This window comes from Quatrionicoccus australiensis (genome assembly GCF_020510525.1).
Classification (GTDB): domain Bacteria; phylum Pseudomonadota; class Gammaproteobacteria; order Burkholderiales; family Rhodocyclaceae; genus Azonexus; species Azonexus australiensis_B.
On record NZ_CP075188.1, the window covers coordinates 1,231,114 to 1,246,247 of the forward strand.

General features: G+C 62.3%; 17 protein-coding genes. 6 read left to right on the forward strand and 11 right to left on the reverse strand.

Annotated elements, in window-relative coordinates; translation table 11 throughout:
* The first annotated feature begins 22 nt into the window (after positions 1-22).
* Complete coding sequence (locus tag KI612_RS05915) at positions 23-1,285, forward strand: RsmB/NOP family class I SAM-dependent RNA methyltransferase (RefSeq protein WP_226442892.1); 1,263 nt, start codon at positions 23-25, stop codon at positions 1,283-1,285.
* Positions 1,282-2,550 carry a mechanosensitive ion channel family protein gene (locus tag KI612_RS05920; protein WP_226442893.1) on the forward strand — a complete coding sequence of 423 codons (1,269 nt, stop codon included), beginning with the start codon at positions 1,282-1,284 and terminating at the stop codon, positions 2,548-2,550. The genes KI612_RS05915 and KI612_RS05920 overlap by 4 nt, the downstream gene beginning before the upstream one ends.
* A 39-nt stretch (positions 2,551-2,589) precedes the next feature.
* On the opposite strand, the gene KI612_RS05925 is transcribed toward KI612_RS05920, so the two are convergent.
* The 5 genes from KI612_RS05925 to KI612_RS05945 all read right to left on the reverse strand — a co-directional run bounded on the left by KI612_RS05925 (position 2,590) and on the right by KI612_RS05945 (position 5,490).
* Positions 2,590-2,736 (reverse strand): hypothetical protein, encoded by a 147-nt coding sequence (locus KI612_RS05925; protein WP_226442894.1) that lies wholly within the window; start codon positions 2,734-2,736, stop codon positions 2,590-2,592.
* A gap of 188 nt (positions 2,737-2,924) precedes the next feature.
* Positions 2,925-3,104, reverse strand: coding sequence for a hypothetical protein (locus tag KI612_RS05930; protein ID WP_226442895.1), 180 nt, complete (start codon positions 3,102-3,104; stop codon positions 2,925-2,927).
* On the reverse strand, positions 3,104-3,253 hold the full coding sequence (locus KI612_RS05935) for a hypothetical protein (RefSeq protein WP_226442896.1): 150 nt from the start codon (positions 3,251-3,253) through the stop codon (positions 3,104-3,106). The genes KI612_RS05930 and KI612_RS05935 overlap by 1 nt, the downstream gene beginning before the upstream one ends.
* Positions 3,254-3,362: 109 nt before the next feature.
* The gene (locus KI612_RS05940) at positions 3,363-4,799 is read right to left on the reverse strand and encodes an ATP-binding protein (protein ID WP_226442897.1); all 1,437 of its coding nucleotides are present in this window, start codon (positions 4,797-4,799) and stop codon (positions 3,363-3,365) included.
* Positions 4,786-5,490, reverse strand: a complete 705-nt coding sequence (locus KI612_RS05945) for a winged helix-turn-helix domain-containing protein (protein ID WP_226442898.1) — start codon at positions 5,488-5,490, stop codon at positions 4,786-4,788. Before KI612_RS05945 ends, KI612_RS05940 begins: the two co-directional genes overlap by 14 nt.
* Positions 5,491-5,609: 119 nt before the next feature.
* Between KI612_RS05945 and KI612_RS05950 the strand changes: the two genes are divergently transcribed.
* Positions 5,610-6,101: a disulfide bond formation protein B gene (locus KI612_RS05950; RefSeq protein ID WP_226442899.1), complete on the forward strand. Its 492-nt coding sequence runs from the start codon at positions 5,610-5,612 to the stop codon at positions 6,099-6,101.
* Between the two features lie 52 nt (positions 6,102-6,153).
* Here the strand turns inward: KI612_RS05950 and rpmG are convergent, their stop codons facing one another.
* The 3 genes from rpmG to radC form a co-directional block, all read right to left on the reverse strand.
* A complete protein-coding gene (gene rpmG / locus KI612_RS05955) occupies positions 6,154-6,321 on the reverse strand; it encodes a 50S ribosomal protein L33 (RefSeq protein WP_226416658.1) in 168 nt (55 codons plus the stop codon).
* 19 nt (positions 6,322-6,340) lie between these two features.
* Complete coding sequence (gene rpmB, locus KI612_RS05960) at positions 6,341-6,574, reverse strand: 50S ribosomal protein L28 (protein ID WP_226442900.1); 234 nt, start codon at positions 6,572-6,574, stop codon at positions 6,341-6,343.
* A gap of 82 nt (positions 6,575-6,656) precedes the next feature.
* Positions 6,657-7,337 (reverse strand): RadC family protein, encoded by a 681-nt coding sequence (radC, locus tag KI612_RS05965; RefSeq protein ID WP_226442901.1) that lies wholly within the window; start codon positions 7,335-7,337, stop codon positions 6,657-6,659.
* Between the two features lie 46 nt (positions 7,338-7,383).
* Between radC and coaBC the strand changes: the two genes are divergently transcribed.
* On the forward strand, positions 7,384-8,586 hold the full coding sequence (coaBC, locus tag KI612_RS05970) for a bifunctional phosphopantothenoylcysteine decarboxylase/phosphopantothenate--cysteine ligase CoaBC (RefSeq protein ID WP_226442902.1): 1,203 nt from the start codon (positions 7,384-7,386) through the stop codon (positions 8,584-8,586).
* Positions 8,573-9,022 carry a dUTP diphosphatase gene (gene dut / locus KI612_RS05975; RefSeq protein WP_226442903.1) on the forward strand — a complete coding sequence of 150 codons (450 nt, stop codon included), beginning with the start codon at positions 8,573-8,575 and terminating at the stop codon, positions 9,020-9,022. Before coaBC ends, dut begins: the two co-directional genes overlap by 14 nt.
* A gap of 8 nt (positions 9,023-9,030) precedes the next feature.
* On the opposite strand, the gene KI612_RS05980 is transcribed toward dut, so the two are convergent.
* The 3 genes from KI612_RS05980 to aceK all read right to left on the reverse strand — a co-directional run bounded on the left by KI612_RS05980 (position 9,031) and on the right by aceK (position 12,623).
* On the reverse strand, positions 9,031-9,270 hold the full coding sequence (locus tag KI612_RS05980; RefSeq protein ID WP_226442904.1) for a DUF2789 domain-containing protein: 240 nt from the start codon (positions 9,268-9,270) through the stop codon (positions 9,031-9,033).
* A gap of 79 nt (positions 9,271-9,349) precedes the next feature.
* A complete protein-coding gene (gene fumC / locus KI612_RS05985; protein WP_226442905.1) occupies positions 9,350-10,750 on the reverse strand; it encodes a class II fumarate hydratase in 1,401 nt (466 codons plus the stop codon).
* Between the two features lie 100 nt (positions 10,751-10,850).
* Positions 10,851-12,623: a bifunctional isocitrate dehydrogenase kinase/phosphatase gene (aceK, locus tag KI612_RS05990; RefSeq protein WP_226442906.1), complete on the reverse strand. Its 1,773-nt coding sequence runs from the start codon at positions 12,621-12,623 to the stop codon at positions 10,851-10,853.
* Positions 12,624-12,830: 207 nt separating this feature from the next.
* Between aceK and KI612_RS05995 the strand changes: the two genes are divergently transcribed.
* Positions 12,831-15,068, forward strand: a complete 2,238-nt coding sequence (locus tag KI612_RS05995; protein WP_226442907.1) for an NADP-dependent isocitrate dehydrogenase — start codon at positions 12,831-12,833, stop codon at positions 15,066-15,068.
* Positions 15,069-15,134: the final 66 nt, after the last annotated feature.

Consider the following 15,134-nt stretch of genomic DNA (forward strand, 5'->3'; position numbering starts at 1 on the left):
CGGCCGTCGATTTAGGAAAATGATGAAAGCTCGCTTTACGCCCGCCCTGTTTGCCCACGCCGAAGCTGTGATCGGCCAGTTGTTGCGCTTCGAGCACCCGGCCGACGCCGTTGTCTCGCGCTACTTCCGCGATCACCGCGAACTGGGCCACGCCGACCGCGCCTTCGTTGCCGAGACGGTCTTCGCCGTGCTGCGCCGCGGCCGCAGTCTGGAAGCACGCTGCGCCGGCCAGCTGTCGGATCGTCACCTGCTGCTCGTCGCGCTCGCCGTGACACGCGGCTGGAACCAGCGCGAACTGGCACCGGTGCTGCGTGCCAACGAGGAAGAATGGCTGGCCACTGCCCGCGCCATGCCGGACAGCGAATTTTCGCCGGCGGTGCGCTGCGACCTGCCGGACTGGCTGTACAACAAGCTGGAAGCCCAGTTCGGCGCCGAGGAAACGGAAAAGCTGGCGCACGCGCTGAATCAGCCGGCGCCGCTCGACCTGCGCGTCAATACGCTGAAGACCAATCGCGATGCGGTGCTCGCCCGCTTTGCCGAAGAAGGCATTGGCGCCGCTGCCGGGCCGCTCTCGCCGACCGCCATTCGCCTGCGCGAAAAGCCGGCGCTGGCCAAGCATGCGCTCTTCCTCGAAGGCGCTTTCGAAGTGCAGGACGAAGGCAGCCAGTTGCTCGGCTACCTGCTCGAACCGCGCCGCGGCGAGATGGTGGTCGATTTCTGCGCCGGCGCCGGCGGCAAGACGCTGCTGCTCGGCGCGCTGATGAAGAACACCGGTCGTCTCTACGCCTTCGACGTGTCCGACAAGCGCCTCGTCAAGCTCAAGCCGCGCCTGGCGCGCTCTGGCCTGTCCAACGTGCATCCGGCCCGTATCGAGCACGAGCGCGACCAGAAGATCAAGCGCCTGTCCGGCAAGGCCGACCGCGTGCTGGTCGATGCGCCGTGTTCCGGCCTCGGCACCCTGCGCCGCAATCCCGACCTGAAATGGCGGCAGAGCGAGGAATCGGTTGCCGAACTGACCGTCAAGCAGGCCGCCATCCTCGATTCGGCGGCGCGCCTGGTACGCCCGGGCGGGCGTCTGGTTTATGCCACCTGCAGCCTGTTGACCGCTGAAAACGATGCGATCGTCGAGGACTTCCTGGCGAAGCATCCGGAATTCACGCTGACGCCGGCGTCGACCGTGCTGGCCAAGCATGGCATCGAGTTCTCCGGCGACCTGCTGCGCCTCTTGCCCAACCAGCACAACACCGACGGTTTCTTCGCCGCCGTTCTCGACCGGAAAGCATGATGCAGAAAAACCCGGCGCTGCAGCTGTTCAATGATCTTTGGTCGGATATCAACGAGCCCAATTTCATCTGGCAGGTGCTCGCGCTGATCGGCTGCCTGGTCGTTGCCTACGTGATTGCGCACTGGTGGCGCAGTCGTCACGCCGAAGGGGCCGGGCGCCTGAGCGACGCCGGTTCGCGCCTGGTTTTTCCGCTCACCGGCATGATCCTGGTCGGGGCGGCGCGGCTGGCATTGAAGCCTTTCTTTCACGTCAATCTGCTCAAGCTTGCCTTGCCGCTGCTCGGTTCGATGGCCCTGGTGCGCAGCGTCATCTTCGTGCTGCGTCAGGCCTTCCCGCGCGCTACCTGGCTGACTGCCTGGGAGCGCATCATCGCGGCCGTGGTCTGGAGCTGGCTGGCGCTCTACATCACCGATCTCGCACCCTACGTGGTCGACGCGCTGGAGCAGGTCGATTTCGCAATCGGCAAGCAGCGTGTCGATCTGTGGATGATCCTGCATGGCCTGATCACGGTCTTCCTGACCGTCGTTCTCGCCCTCTGGGTGGCCGGCATCATCGAAGCCCGCCTGATGCGCATCGATACGCTGGACTCCAGCCTGCGCATCGTCGGCATCCGCGTCGCCAAGGCGCTGCTGACCGTGCTGGCCATTGTCTCCAGCCTGTCGCTGGTCGGCATCGACATGACGGCGCTCTCGGTATTTACCGGCGCACTCGGTGTCGGGCTCGGTTTCGGTCTGCAGAAAATTGCCAGCAACTATGTTTCCGGCTTCATCATCCTGCTCGACCGCTCGATCCGCCTCGGCAACATCATCCAGGTCGGCAGCGAGGGTGGCCAGGTGACGCAGATCACGACGCGCTACACCGTGCTCAAGCATCCGGGCGGTACCGAGTACATCGTGCCCAATGAAACGCTGATCGGCAGTGTCGTGCAGAACCAGACCTATTCCGACAGCAGCCTGCGCCTGACGACGACGGTCGGGGTTGCCTATGACAGTGATCTCGATCTGGCCATGCGTCTGATGGTCGAGGCGGCCGCGGCGCAGGCGCGCGTGCAGAGCGAGCCGCCGCCCAAGGTTTTCCTGACCCAGTTTGCCGACAGCAGCATCAATCTCGAACTCGGCTTCTGGATCGAGGATCCGGAAGGCGGCAAGGGCAATGTCGTTTCCGACATCAACCTGGCGATCTGGAAGTCCTTCCGCGCCCACGGTGTCGAGATTCCCTTCCCGCAGCGCGACGTGCGCATCGTCAACGAAAAAACGGCGGCCTGACCGGTGGACCGGTGGCCGCCGTGCCTGGCCGCTGCCGTTTCAGGTCAGCGGCTGCAGGCTGCGCTCGAAGGCGCGCAGTGCCCGTTCCTTGCGGCGCTTGTTGATCGCCCGCGTGGCGTGGGCGATGCGCTGGCCGAGCTTGTCCAGCTTGAGAAACTTGCCTACCTTGCTTTTCGTCTTTTGCATGTTCGTCTCCTTTGTCGATTGCAGGTGAAATCACTCTAGCAAGGTGCAGGTGGCGAATTTGTCCTGTTTTCTTGGCGGCTTTGTAACGCTTGCTGACTTCCCGCTGGCGAGGCAAAAAAAACCCCGCCACGTGGGCGGGGTAACAGGGAGTTTCTCGAATGGGGGATTCGAGAGGGAGGTAAAACTGTTCAGTGTTTCGTGCGCTGCTTCAGGTAGTGGCGGGCGGCGGCGATGACCACACCGGCGGTGATGGCGGCGGCAATTGCTTTCAGCGGTTCCGCCTGGCCTTCGGTAAGCCAGTCATAACCGGCGACACCGACAAATACGCCGAGTGTTTCGCTGACTGGCAAACTGCTGCCAAAGGCCATCACTGCACCCGGCAGGCGGTGCTCAGGTTTTGTTGCACTGGCGCGCTGACCAGGCCAAAAAAGTGCTGGCGGGCGGCGGCGATGAATTGTTTGATGTTGTTTTCGAGCATTTCGGGGTTCTCCTCTTGCGGGTCTTGTTGCTGATCCATGGCTTGCATTCTAGGGAGGGCAAGCCATGGTGTCTGTTGCGCAAGAGTGGCCACGACGTAACGTGGCTTGATGTTCTATGACGCTTTGTAACCGGCGGCGGGAGATGGCCTACTGGTGAGCCTTCCAGGCCAGCGTGAAGCGGGCGCCGCCGAGCGGTGCGGCTTCGGCGGTGGCGGTGCCGCCGTGCAGTTCAAGCACGCGGCGGGCGATCGCCAGACCGAGGCCGTAACCACCGGTCGCCCGGTCGCGCGAGCGGTCGAGGCGGGTAAAGGCGGAGAAGACATGGTCGCGCTCTTCCGGCGGGATGCCGATGCCGTCGTCGTCGACGTGGATCAGGATGCGTTCGCCATCGACTTCGGCGCTGACCACGATCTGCCGGCTGGCGTACTTGAAGGCATTGCGCAGCAGGTTGCGCAGCGCGTAGGGCATGGCCTTGCGGTCGAGATCGACATTGAGCTTTTCCGGCAGTTTTTCGGTGTCGACCGTAATCTGCAACTGGCGGCCGAGCAGGCGGACGCTATCGACCTCATCGGCCAGCCATTCGTCGAACTGGACGCTGGAAAAGTGCGGCTGCGGCGCTTCACGCTCGAAGCGGGCATAGGTCAGGCTGGTGTCGATGAGGTGGTCGAGCTCGTCGAGATCAGCCTCCATCATGCCCCACAGGCGCTCGCGCTCGGCAGTCTCATCGGTCTCGGTGAGCATTTCCAGCGCAAAGCGCATGCGCGCGATCGGCGTGCGCAGTTCGTGCGAAATGCCGCAGGACAGTTCGCGATGCGTCGCGAGCAGTTGCTGCACACGTTCGGCCATGCTGTTCATGGTGTCGGAGAGCGGTGCGATCAGCTGACTGATGGCGGGGGGCGAGCGGGCGTCGAAATTGCCGTCGCCGAGATCGCGTGCGGTCTGGCGCAGCGACTCGAGGTCGCGCCAGATCGGGCGGACCCAGAACCACAGCGCGATCCCGAAGATGACGCCGATCAGGCTCCAGGTCAGCAGGCGCAGGCGCAACTCGAGCGGCAGGCGTTCGGCGAGTTCCGGGTTGCGGTTGGCGGCGAGCGGGCCGACCACGAGCACCTGGCTGCTGTTGCCGAGGCGGTGGTACATGATGTCGCCGTCGTGGTCGATGGCAATGTCGCCGGCGTCGAGCTTGCTGACCTGGACCGGGGTCAGGCGGCGGTCGAGCGACATGCGCTCGACGATGTCGAGCTTGTACGAGAATTTCTCGTCGAGCTCCTTGATGTTGCGTTGCCAGGTCGTGCGCGGATGGCGAAAGAGCTCGTCTTCGATCAGCGTGATCGTGCCACGCATGAAGCGGCGCGCGTAATCATCGGTGATGCCGCGCTGGGCCGTGGAAATGATGAAGTCGGCGGTAAACGCGATGGCGACGAAGGAGCCCATCGCCAGCAGGTAGAAGTTGAAGAACAGCTTGGACAGGCTGTAGCGGCCGCCCCGCCAGCGCGGCAGCGAAACGCGGAACAGCGAGCGGGCAAGCCCCTGGCTGCTTTCGCTGGCTTCCTTGTCGGCCGGCGCCGGCTCAGTTCCAGTCATGTTTGCTGAACAGGTAGCCCTTGCCGCGGACCGTCTTGATCCGGGTCGGATTTTCCGGATCGTCATTGAGTTTCTTGCGCAGGCGCGAGATGCGGGCGTCGATCGAGCGGTCCAGGCCGTCGAAGCCGATGCCGCGCAATTCCTGCAGCAGGTCGTCGCGCGACAGCACGTTGCCGGCATGTGAGGCGAGCAGCCAGAGCAGGTCGAACTCGGCGGTGGTCAGGTCGATCGTGATGCCGGTCAGCGAAGCCGTGCGGGTGGATTGGCTGATCCGGAACTGACCGAAAACCATGGCTTCGGATTCGTCGCTGCTGCTTTCGCCGGTGTTCGGCCGACGCCGGAGCAGGGCCTTGATGCGGGCCAGCAGCACACGCGGCTGCACTGGCTTGGCGATGTAGTCGTCGGCGCCCATCTCGAGGCCGAGAATCTGGTCGAAGTCCTCGTCGCGCGCAGTGAGCATCAGGATCACGCCGCGATAGTTCTGGCGCACGGCGCGGCAGACTTCGAAGCCGTCCTTGCCGGGCAGCATGACGTCGAGGATCACCAGATCCGGCTGTTCGGCCAGGATGCGGGTCTCGGCGGTGTCGCCGCGCGGTTCGATGGAGACCTGGAGATCGTTCTTGGTCAGGTATTCGGCGGTCAGTTCGGCCAGCCGTTCGTCGTCTTCGACAAGCAGGATACGTGTATTCATGCGCCAATCTTAACGGCGGGGCGGCCGGTGGTCCACCTTCTTGCGGTCAACCGCACTGCCAAGGCCATTTTCGCCGGGTTAGAATCCGGGCTCGCATCAACTTTACTGGAAGCCTTGTTATGCCTTGGTCCAAAGTGCCCGTCCGGGCCTGGTTTGCCGCCTTGTCGCTGGGTTGTTTCGGCCTCGTTGCGGTCGGTATGGAATTACAGAGTCTGCTGCGCCTGGCGCCTTGTCCGCTGTGCATCTTTCAGCGCCTGCTCTATCTGGTGATCGGCGCGCTCGCCCTGTTCGGCTTCATCCTGCCGCAGGGCCGTCAGGTGTGGACGGCGCTGATTGCAGTTGTCGCACTGTTTGGTGTCGGTGTTGCCGGTTACCAGACCTGGATGCAGGCTTTTCCCGAGCTGGCCAGCGAATGCAGCTATGTCGATCCGAACCTGATCGAGCGTTTTGTCGACTGGCTGGGCATGCAGTATTCGCCGCTCTTCCTGGCGACCGGTTTCTGTACCAGCAAGGAATGGGTATTCCTTGGCCTGTCGATGGCCAACTGGTCGGTACTGATGTTTGCCGGTATCGCGGCTTACGCTGCCTTGCTTTTCCGGCGCCGGGCCTGAAAAAACAAAACCCGCCGAGAGGCGGGTTTGTCGAAAGCTGGAGGATGCCGAATTACTTCAGCTTCACTTCCTTGTAAGCAACGTGCTTACGGGCCTTCGGGTCATACTTGTTGAACTCCAGTTTGCCAGGCGTCGTGCGCTTGTTCTTGGAGGTGGTGTAGAAGTGTCCGGTACCAGCTGTAGATTCCAGCTTGATTTTTTCGCGTCCGCCTTTAGCCATTTTACTTATCCTTCCTTAATCAGACTTCGCCGCGGGCACGCAGGTCGGCCAGAACGGTATCGATACCATTCTTGTCGATCAGACGCAGACCGGCGTTGGAAACGCGCAGGCGGACGAAGCGGTTTTCGCTCTCGACCCAGAAGCGGCGATACTGCAGATTCGGCAGGAAGCGACGCTTCGTTCTATTGTTGGCGTGGGAAACTTTGTTCCCAACCATCGGGGCTTTACCCGTTACTTGGCAGACTCGCGCCATGATTGGTGCTCCAGAATTCGCTAGAAGAAAGCCCGCGATTTTACGAATAAGCCACGGTAATTTCAAGTACTTTTTGCTTTTTCTATAAAAGGCCACGCTCGGCGAAGGAGAGTGGCAGCTGATTGCCGGCCACGATGAAGTGGTCGAGCAGCCTGACATCGACCATGGCAAGCGCCTCCTTGAGCGAGCGGGTGAGCATTTCGTCGGCGCGTGATGGCTCGGCGATGCCCGACGGATGGTTGTGCGCGAGGATGACGGCCGCGGCATTGTGGGCGAGGGCAATCTTGACCACTTCGCGGGGATAGACCGAAGTCTGGGTCAGCGAGCCGGTAAACAATTCCTCTGCTATTAGTAGACGATTCTGCGCATCGAGCCAGAGTGCCATGAAAATCTCGCGCGGCTGGCTGGCCAGTTTCAGGCGTAGCCAGTCGCGTACCGCGCCGGGGGCGGACAAGGTGTCGCGCTGCGCCAGTTCCTGGGAAAGGGCGCGCCGGCTCAGTTCGAAACTGGCTTTGAGTTGTGCCGCCTTGGCCAGGCCGATGCCCGAGACGCTGGCCAGTTCCTTCAGCGAGGCTTCGGCCAGGCGGCTCAAATGGCCGTCGAAGCGCTTCAATAAATCGCGCGCCAGATCGACCGCGCTTTTGCCGCGCACGCCGACTCTTAAATAGATGGCGAGCAGTTCGGCATCGGAGAGCGCTTGCGGGCCATGCCGCAACAAACGTTCGCGCGGACGTTCGGCGAGGGGCCAGTCGGTGATCGACATGCTAATTCCAGTAAAATGGAAAGGCTCTCATTCTAATGGCAAGACAATGGAATTAAATGCAAAACGCATAGTTCTTGGCGTGACCGGTGGTATCGCTGCCTACAAGGCGGCGGAACTGGTTCGTCTGCTGGGCAAGCAGGGCGCCGACGTGCAGGTGGCGATGACCGAGGGCGCGACGCACTTCGTGACGACGACCACTTTCCAGGCCCTGTCCGGCAAGGCGGTATTCACCGACCAGTGGGATCAGCGCATGCCGAACGCCATGGCGCATATCGATCTGTCGCGTGCGGCCGACCTGATCCTGGTGGCGCCCGCTTCCGCCGACTTCCTGGCACGCATCGCCCACGGTTTTGCCGATGACCTGTTGTCTACCATGGTGCTGGCGCGCGCTTGCCCGCTGCTCGTGGCGCCGGCGATGAATCTGCAGATGTGGCAGAACCCGGCGACGCAGCGCAATGTCGCGCAACTCGCCGCCGATGGCGTGCAGCTGCTCGGTCCGGCCAGCGGCGAGCAGGCCTGCGGCGAAGTCGGTGCCGGTCGCATGCTGGAGCCGGAAGAGATTCTCGAAGAGGTGATCGCCTTCTTCACGCCCAAGGTGCTGGCCGGACGCAAGGTGGTGATTACGGCCGGACCGACTTTCGAGGCGATCGACCCGGTGCGCGGCATTACCAACCTGTCGTCCGGGCGCATGGGTTATGCGCTGGCACGTGCTGCGCGCCAGGCCGGGGCGCAGGTGACGCTGGTTTCCGGGCCGGTTGCTTTTGCCGCGCCACAGGGCGTCGACCGTATCAATGTGCGCAGTGCGCTCGAAATGCATGCGGCGGTGATGGGCGCGGTCGGCGCTGCCGATATTTTCATCGGCGTTGCGGCGGTGGCCGACTACCGCGTCGCGAATGCTGCCGAGCACAAGCTGAAGAAGGATACGGGCGGCATTCCGCCGATCGAGCTGGTTGAAAACCCGGACATCCTGGCCGAAGTCGCCGCCTTGCCGGCCGCGCCGTTCTGCGTCGGCTTTGCGGCCGAGAGCCGCAATCTCGAAGACTATGCGCAGGCCAAGCGCAAAAAGAAGAATATCCCGCTGATTGCCGGCAACCTGATCCAGGACGGCTTCGGCGGCGACGACAACCGGCTAGTCCTGTTCGACGATGCCGGTGTCCATCCGCTGACGCCGGCGCCGAAATCGGTGCTGGCCCGTCAGCTTGTTGAACACATTGCCCACATGACAGGAAACACCGATGCACACGATTGACGTCAAGATTCTCGACAACCGCCTGCGCGATACGCCGCCGCACTATGCAACGCCCGGCTCGGCCGGCCTCGACCTGCGCGCCTGCATCGCCGAACCGCTCACCGTGGCACCCGGCCAGACGACGCTGGTGCCGACCGGCATGGCCATCCATCTGGCCGATCCCGGCCTGGCGGCAATGATCCTGCCGCGCTCCGGCCTCGGTCACAAGCACGGCATCGTGCTCGGCAACCTGACCGGCCTGATCGACAGCGATTACCAGGGCGAGTTGATGGTCTCGGTGTGGAACCGCGGCCAGACTGAATTCACGCTTAATCCGCTCGATCGCATCGCGCAGATGATCATCGTGCCGGTGCTGCAGGTCGGCTTCAATATTGTTGACGAGTTCGACGCCAGCAAGCGTGGCGAGGGCGGTTTCGGCAGTACCGGCCACGCCTGAGCAAATATTTAGTGCGCGGGGTGCAGCGCCGCGTTCAGATGGTCGATGACTTCCGCCCAGGCGGCATCGACCAGGATTTCCTCACGCAGGAAAGTGGCCTGGGCCGGGCTCCAGAACGGGGCATCGGCCAGGCGGGCCGGTTCGGGTAGCGGGCCGTGCGTTTCGATGAAGCGCGCGATGTCCGCATCTTCCGACGGCAATCCCAATTGGGCGAACAGATTGCGCATGCTGTGGCTGTGGGTTTCCATGGCTGACCTCGATGTGATTGTTTGTTGCGGCGGCCGAATGTGGCGTGCTGCAGGTTGGAGTCCGGCGCGCCGGCAAAGTTCATGACGCCGTCAGCGGCGTAGCGGTCGACGCCGGCTGCAGCATGTTTTCCGGGCGCACCCATTGCGCGTACTCGGCGGCCGTCAGGTAGCCCAGGGCCAGTGCCGCTTCTTCCAGTGTCGATGCGTCGCGCTGCGCCTTCTTGGCGATCTCCGCCGCCCGGTCGTAGCCGATGTGCGGCGTCAGTGCCGTGACCAGCATCAGCGAGCGTTGCAGCAGTTCGGTGATGCGTTCGCGGTTGGCCGTGATGCCGCGCGCGCAGTGCTGCTCGAAGCTGCGCATGCCGTCGGCGAGCAGGCGGATGCTGAAGAGGAAGTTGTGGGCGATCAGCGGCTTGCAGACATTAAGTTCGAAATTGCCGGCCGCGCCGCCCATACTGATCGCCACGTCGTTGGCCATAACCTGGATGCAGGCCATGGCGAGCGCCTCGCTTTGCGTCGGGTTGACCTTGCCGGGCATGATCGAACTGCCCGGCTCGTTTTCGGGCAGGGCAATTTCGCCCAGTCCGGCACGTGGACCGCTGGCCAGCCAGCGAATGTCGTTGGCGATCTTGCTGAGTGCAACCGCCAGCACCTTGAGGCCGCCATGTACGGCGACCATCGCGTCGTGCCCGGCCAGGGCCGCGAACTTGTTGCCGGCGCTGGTGAAGAGCAGTCTGCTGCGCTGAGCGACCTCGGTCGCAACGCGCCTCCCGAATTCCGGGTGCGTGTTGAGGCCGGTGCCGACCGCCGTGCCGCCCACGGCGAGCGGGTAAAGCGCCGGCAGCAGCACGTCGATTACGCTTTGCGCCTGATCGAGTTGCGCGACGTAGCCGGAAAATTCCTGGCCCAGCGTCAGTGGCGTCGCGTCCTGCAAATGCGTGCGGCCGATCTTGATGATGCTGGCGAATTCGCCGGCTTTGGCGTCCAGCGTGTGGCGCAGGGCGCTCAGCGCCGGCAGCAGTTGCTGCACGATGCCGGTCGCCGCGGCGACGTGCATGGCGCTCGGGAACATGTCGTTCGAGGATTGCCCGAGATTGACCGCATCGTTGGGATGCACAGGCTGTCCGAGTTGCTCTCCGGCAAGGCGGGCGAGCACTTCGTTCACGTTCATGTTGGTCTGCGTGCCGGAACCGGTTTGCCAGACGGAGAGCGGGAATTCGGCGGCGTATTCGCCCTTTGCCACGGCGTCGCCGGCAGCGGCGATGGCGGACGCCGTGTCCGGCGGCAGCAGGCCGAGTTCACCATTGACGCGGGCGGCAGCGGCCTTGAGCAGGGCGAGGGCGCGGATCAGTTCCTCCGGCATGCGCTCGCGGGAGATGGCGAAATGCTGCAGCGAGCGCTGCGTCTGGGCGCCCCACAGATGCTCGGCGGGAACCTCGATGGCGCCGAAGGCGTCGTGTTCGGTGCGGGTGTTGCGCATGGCTGGCCTCGCTTTCTCCCTATTAAGAGAGCGTTGCCGGCCGGAGGTTCAGAAATCGTGCCTTTTTACCGGTCGACCGTCTGGCGCGGCCGTTTTTCGCCTAGTCAGCTTCCGGCGGGTTGTTGCAGAAGCGCAGTTCTTCCGGATAGGGGAAAAAATCCTCGACATGGCCGGCGCGGATCTTCTCCTGCGCGTCCTGCCAGAATTTCGCCGAGAGCAGGTCCTTGTGGTGCTTGTGGAAAATCTTGCGCAGGGTCGGCGAGGCGAGCAGGAAGGTGGCGAACTCTTCCGGGAAGATGTCGTTCTTCGCCACCGGATACCAGACCTCGCCCGACATCTCGGTCTCGAAATCCGGCGCCGGCGGGATTTTGCGGAAATTGCAGTCGGTCATGTACTCGATTTCGTCGTAGTCGTAGAACACGACGCGGCCGTAGCGGGTGACGCCGAAATTCTTCCACAGCATGTCGCCGGGGAAGATGTTGGCCTGCGCCAGTTCGCGGATGGCGTTGCCGTATTCGCGGATCGCATGTTCGAGGCCTTCGATGTTGTTGCTGCGCTCCATGCGGTCGAGATGCATGTTGAGCGGCTCCATGCGGCGTTCGATATAGAGATGCTTGATGATCAACTGGTCGCCATCCACCTCGAAACAGTTGGGCGCCAGTTTCTGCAATTCGGCCAGCACCTCGTCGTCGAAGCGCTTGAGCGGCAGCAGCACGTTGGAAAACTCCAGCGTGTCGGCCATGCGTCCGACCCGGTCGACTTGCTTGACGAGCAGAAATTTCTTTTTGACCGTGGCGCGATCCATGTTCTTCGAGCTGCCGAAGACATCCTTGATCAGCTTGAAGACGTAAGGGTAGGAGGGCAGCGTGAACACCAGCATGACCAGGCCGCGGATGCCGGGGGCCATGATGAACTTGTCTTCCGAATGGCGCAGGTGATAGATCAGGTCGCGGAAGAACATGGTTTTGCCCTGCTTGCCGAGGCCGAGCATGATGTACAGCTCGGAGCGCGGCTTGTTGGGCAGGATGGAGCGCAGGAACTGGACGTAGCCGGACGGCACTTCCATGTCGACCATGAAATACGCGCGCGACAGCGAGAAGAGCAGGCCGATGCGCCAGGCGTCGAGCAGCACGGTGTCGATGAAGAGCCGGCCGTTCTCGTCGTGCAGCACGGGAATGGTGAACGGATATTCGGCAGCGCCGTTGATCGCCTTGCCGATGATGTAGGCGGCCTTGTTGCGGTAGAAGGCGGAAGCCAGCACCTGGATCTGGAAATTCACCTCGCGTTGCGGCATGCCCTGCAGGAAGCGGCTGATCGCCTGATAGACGCGATTGACGTCGCGCTCGAGATCGGCAAACGGCCGGTGCCAGTTGAAGTCGGCGATGATGCTGGCGACCGCGCCGCGCAGGCCGTCGGCCTTGGCGTAGTAGCTGCGGTAGGTTGGGTCGGTGTCGGCCTCGATGTTTTCGGTCGACAGCGTCGGACGGACGAAAATGAAATCGTTGTGATAGTAGTTGCGGTCGAGGATCTTGGTCGTCACCGAGTTGAAGAAGGTTTCGGCCAGTTCCGGCTGCTTGTGGTTGAGCAGCAGCCCGATGTAGAGCAGCTTGATCTGCTGCCAGGTCGGCTGGTCGATGTGGCTGGCGTCGAACTCGTCGCGCAGGCGCTCGACGCATTCATCGACGCGGTCGTCGTAGAAGCGGATGCGCTCCTTGACGGCGAGCTGTACGCCCGGCCAGTCGGCCTTTTCGAAGCGTACCTTGGCTTCCTGGCTGGTCGCGCGAAACAGCGTGTAATGCTTGTTGAAGCCCTGGATCAGGGCGAGCGCGATCTGGTGGGCATTGGTGCCGTAGAGGCCGACCGCAATTTTCATTTTTGTCTCCTGACTTTGCCCGAAATTCTAGCATCCGGCATGCGCGTTGATGCCTTGCCGGGCACGCTGGCAAGCCGTTTTGGCAGCGTCGACGTTGACTGCCATACGGCTGGCAAAGGATACTCTTCGTTTTGTCGCTGTAAGTATGGCGAAAGGGGGGCGGCGTACATTCGTCCCGGTAAATCTAACCTAATACGAGGGGGTAGCATGGCTGCAGGGAAGTCAAAGATCATTTACACGCTTACGGACGAGGCGCCGCTGCTGGCGACCTGTGCCTTTCTGCCGATCGTTCGCACGTTTGCTGCCCCGGCCGGGGTCGAAATCGAAAAGGCCGACATCTCCGTGTCCGCCCGCGTTCTGGCCGAGTTTCCGGAATGCCTGACCGACGAGCAGAAGGTCCCGAATACCCTGGGTGAGCTGGGCAAGAAGTGCCTGCTGCCGGATACCAATATCATCAAGTTGCCGAACATTTCTGCCTCCGTCGCCCAGCTCAAGGCCTGCGTCAAGGAATTGCAGGAAAAGGGCTACAAGATCCCCGATTACCCGGAAACCGCCAATACCGAAGAAGAGAAGGCCCTCAAGGCCCGTTTTGGTAAATGCATTGGTTCCGCCGTCAACCCGGTGCTGCGCGAAGGCAACTCCGACCGCCGCGCGCCGATGGCCGTCAAGAATTTTGCCAGGAAGCGCCCGCATTCCATGGGCGAGTGGAAGCAGTGGTCGCAGACCCACGTTTCGCACATGGAACACGGTGACTTCTACCACGGCGAAAAGTCGCTGACCCTCGACAAGGCGCGCGAAGTCCGCATGGAACTGATCGCCAAGGGCGGCAAGACCACCGTTCTGAAGCCGAAGCTTTCCCTGCTCGAAGGCGAGATCATCGATTCGATGTTCATGAGCAAGAAGGCGCTGTGCGACTTCTACGAAGCCCAGCTCGAAGATTGCCGCCAGTCCGGCATCCTCTTCTCGCTGCACGTCAAGGCGACGATGATGAAGGTCTCGCACCCCATCGTCTTCGGCCATTGCGTCAAGATCTACTACAAGGAAGCCTTCGAGAAGCACGGCAAGACCTTCGACGAACTGGGCATCAACGTCAATAACGGCATGGTCGATCTGTACGAGAAGATCAAGCAATTGCCGGAATCCAAGCGCGACGAGATCATCCGCGACCTGCACGCCTGTCAGGAACACCGTCCGCGTCTGGCCATGGTCGACTCGGCCAAGGGCATCACCAATTTCCATTCGCCGAACGACATCATCGTCGACGCCTCCATGCCGGCCATGATCCGTCAGGGCGGCAAGATGTGGGGTGCCGACGGCAAGCAGTACGACAGCAAGTGCGTCATGCCGGAATCGACCTTTGCCCGCATTTACCAGGAGATGATCAACTTCGTCAAATGGCATGGCAACTTCGATCCGAAGACCATGGGTACCGTGCCGAACGTCGGTCTGATGGCCCAGCAGGCCGAGGAATACGGCTCGCACGACAAGACTTTCGAAATTGCCGAAGACGGCATCGCCAACATCGTCGATAACGCGACCGGCGAAGTGCTGCTGACGCAAAACGTCGAAGCCGGCGACATCTGGCGCATGTGCCAGGTCAAGGACGCGCCGATCCGCGACTGGGTCAAGCTGGCCGTTACCCGTGCCCGCCAGTCCAACACCCCGGCCGTGTTCTGGCTGGACGCCTATCGTCCGCACGAAAACGAACTGATCAAGAAGGTTCAGAAGTACCTCAAGGAGCACGACACCACCGGCCTCGATATCCAGATCATGTCGCAGGTCCGCGCCATGCGCTTCACGCTGGAACGTGTCATCCGCGGTCTGGACACCATCTCGGTGACCGGCAACATCCTGCGCGACTACCTGACCGACCTGTTCCCGATCATGGAACTGGGCACCTCGGCCAAGATGCTGTCCATCGTTCCGCTGATGAACGGCGGTGGCATGTACGAAACCGGTGCCGGCGGTTCGGCGCCGAAACACGTGCAGCAGCTGACCCAGGAAAACCACCTGCGTTGGGATTCGCTCGGCGAGTTCCTGGCCCTGGCCGTTTCCCTGGAAGAGCAAGGCATCAAGGACGGCAACAAGCGCGCCATCCTGCTCGCCAAGACGCTCGACGCTGCTACCGGCAAGCTGCTCGACAACAACAAGTCGCCGTCGCCGAAGACCGGTGAGCTCGACAACCGCGGTTCGCAGTTCTACCTCGCCATGTACTGGGCGCAGGAACTGGCTGCCCAGACCGAGGACAAGGAGCTGGCCGATCATTTCGCCAAGCTGGCCAAGACCCTGACCGACAACGAAGGTCAGATTGTCGCCGAAATGAAGTCGGTACAGGGCAAGCCGGTTGATATCGGTGGCTACTACAAGGCCGATGCCGAGAAGTGCAAGGCCGTGATGCGTCCGAGTCCGACGCTGAATGCCGCGCTGAAAGCTGCACGCATTTAAGCTGGCAGGCCCCGGCCGGGGCTTGTTCCTGACTTGAAGCAAGGGGAGAAATGGCTGCCATTTCTC

Bases quoted from the DNA above. Each gene is read 5' to 3' on its own strand.
- KI612_RS05915 (WP_226442892.1), top strand. From the start codon at position 23: ATGAAAGCTCGCTTTACGCCCGCCCTGTTTGCCCACGCCGAAGCTGTG.
- KI612_RS05920 (WP_226442893.1), top strand. From the start codon at position 1,282: ATGATGCAGAAAAACCCGGCGCTGCAGCTGTTCAATGATCTTTGGTCG.
- KI612_RS05925 (WP_226442894.1), bottom strand. From the start codon at position 2,736: ATGCAAAAGACGAAAAGCAAGGTAGGCAAGTTTCTCAAGCTGGACAAG.
- KI612_RS05930 (WP_226442895.1), bottom strand. From the start codon at position 3,104: ATGGCCTTTGGCAGCAGTTTGCCAGTCAGCGAAACACTCGGCGTATTT.
- KI612_RS05935 (WP_226442896.1), bottom strand. From the start codon at position 3,253: ATGGATCAGCAACAAGACCCGCAAGAGGAGAACCCCGAAATGCTCGAA.
- KI612_RS05940 (WP_226442897.1), bottom strand. From the start codon at position 4,799: ATGACTGGAACTGAGCCGGCGCCGGCCGACAAGGAAGCCAGCGAAAGC.
- KI612_RS05945 (WP_226442898.1), bottom strand. From the start codon at position 5,490: ATGAATACACGTATCCTGCTTGTCGAAGACGACGAACGGCTGGCCGAA.
- KI612_RS05950 (WP_226442899.1), top strand. From the start codon at position 5,610: ATGCCTTGGTCCAAAGTGCCCGTCCGGGCCTGGTTTGCCGCCTTGTCG.
- rpmG (WP_226416658.1), bottom strand. From the start codon at position 6,321: ATGGCTAAAGGCGGACGCGAAAAAATCAAGCTGGAATCTACAGCTGGT.
- rpmB (WP_226442900.1), bottom strand. From the start codon at position 6,574: ATGGCGCGAGTCTGCCAAGTAACGGGTAAAGCCCCGATGGTTGGGAAC.
- radC (WP_226442901.1), bottom strand. From the start codon at position 7,337: ATGTCGATCACCGACTGGCCCCTCGCCGAACGTCCGCGCGAACGTTTG.
- coaBC (WP_226442902.1), top strand. From the start codon at position 7,384: ATGGAATTAAATGCAAAACGCATAGTTCTTGGCGTGACCGGTGGTATC.
- dut (WP_226442903.1), top strand. From the start codon at position 8,573: ATGCACACGATTGACGTCAAGATTCTCGACAACCGCCTGCGCGATACG.
- KI612_RS05980 (WP_226442904.1), bottom strand. From the start codon at position 9,270: ATGGAAACCCACAGCCACAGCATGCGCAATCTGTTCGCCCAATTGGGA.
- fumC (WP_226442905.1), bottom strand. From the start codon at position 10,750: ATGCGCAACACCCGCACCGAACACGACGCCTTCGGCGCCATCGAGGTT.
- aceK (WP_226442906.1), bottom strand. From the start codon at position 12,623: ATGAAAATTGCGGTCGGCCTCTACGGCACCAATGCCCACCAGATCGCG.
- KI612_RS05995 (WP_226442907.1), top strand. From the start codon at position 12,831: ATGGCTGCAGGGAAGTCAAAGATCATTTACACGCTTACGGACGAGGCG.